Origin of the sequence: Allochromatium palmeri (assembly GCF_009720725.1) — a bacterium.
Lineage (GTDB): Bacteria > Pseudomonadota > Gammaproteobacteria > Chromatiales > Chromatiaceae > Thermochromatium > Thermochromatium palmeri.
This window is the reverse complement of record NZ_WNKT01000126.1, coordinates 1-1,328: the sequence shown is the minus strand read 5'-3', so window position 1 is coordinate 1,328 and position 1,328 is coordinate 1. Positions and strand designations below refer to the sequence as shown.

Genomic DNA, 1,328 nt, shown 5'->3' with positions numbered 1-1,328 from the left:
GGGCTCGAACAGTTTCAATATGAGTTGCGCATTTTTGCGCAGTTATTTATATTTCAACCATGTCACGCAAACTGGTCAGCATCCGAGAGGCCGCCGATTTCCTCGGCGTTGCGGCGCAAACGCTGCGGCGCTGGGAACGCGAAGGCAAGCTCATTCCCGATGAGCGCACCGCCGGCGGGCGGCGGCGCTATGACTTGGCACGGTTGCGCCCGGAGTGCTTTCGCGCCCCAGAGAGCGCCCGGCGCACGATCGCCTATGCGCGCGTCTCCAGCCATGACCAGAAAGCCGACCTGGAGCGTCAGAAGCAGGTGCTCGAACTGTATTGCGCCCGCCAGGGCTGGACCTTCGAGGTCATCGCCGATCTTGGGTCGGGGATGAACTATCACAAAAAAGGCTTGAAACGCCTGCTCGATGAGGTGATTGAAGGACGCATCGGGCGGCTGGTCATCACCCACAAGGATCGGCTGCTGCGCTTCGGCGCAGAACTGGTGTTCGCGATCTGCGAGGCCAAACAGGTCGAAGTCGTCATCCTCAACCAGGGCGAGGACACCACCTTCGAGGAAGACCTGGCCAACGATGTGCTGGAGATCATCACCGTCTTCTCGGCTCGACTCTACGGCAGCCGCTCGCGCAAGAATCGGGCACTGTTGGACGACGTGAAACAGGCGGTCGAGGCCCATGCTGATCGCCCATAAGATCGAGCTGCGTCCAACCCCGGAGCAGGCGACCTACCTCAATCAGGCGTGTGGTGCGCGGCGGCACTGTTACAACCACCTGCTGGAGCATTTCAGTCAGCCCGGCGTGAAGTGGTCGAAGGCAGCGGCCTATCAGCACTACATGACGGTCTTGCGCGTTCAGTTCCCTTGGTACAGCGAGGTGTCCAGTCGGGTGACGCGCAACGCCATCGACGATCTGGACGCCGCCTTCAAGGGGTTCTTTCGGCGCGTCAAGGCCGGTTCCAAGACTCCTGGCTATCCGCAGTTCAAGAAAAAGGACGTCAACGACTCCTTCGCCCTGCGCGAGCCGGCCAAGTTCGACGTCGATGGTCGCACCCTGCGTATCGAAAAACTTCCGACGCGAATCGCGATGCGTCAACCGCTGCGCTTCACCGGTCAGACCAAGCAGGCCACCATCAGCAAGCGCGCCGGTCGGTTCTACGTCTCGATTCTGGTCGACACCGAAGACTACAACCCGCATGCGCCGGATCAGCCGTCCGTCGGCGTGGACTTCGGGATCAAGGATCTGGCGACCTTGAGTACCGGCGAGGTCATCCCCGCCAACCCGGCGCTCAAGAAGAACCTCAAGCGTTTGCAGCGCCGACAACGGAC

Annotated in this window: 2 protein-coding genes; both read left to right on the top strand. The window is 61.1% G+C overall.

The genetic code is table 11. The annotated features are described in order from the left end of the window. The first annotated feature begins 59 nt into the window (after nt 1–59). On the top strand, nt 60–695 hold the full coding sequence (locus GJ668_RS19745; RefSeq protein WP_155451787.1) for an IS607 family transposase: 636 nt from the start codon (nt 60–62) through the stop codon (nt 693–695). Then, nucleotides 679–1,328: RNA-guided endonuclease InsQ/TnpB family protein (locus GJ668_RS19740; RefSeq protein WP_155451786.1), on the top strand; the 650-nt coding region annotated here is incomplete at its 3' end. The genes GJ668_RS19745 and GJ668_RS19740, both read left to right, overlap by 17 nt.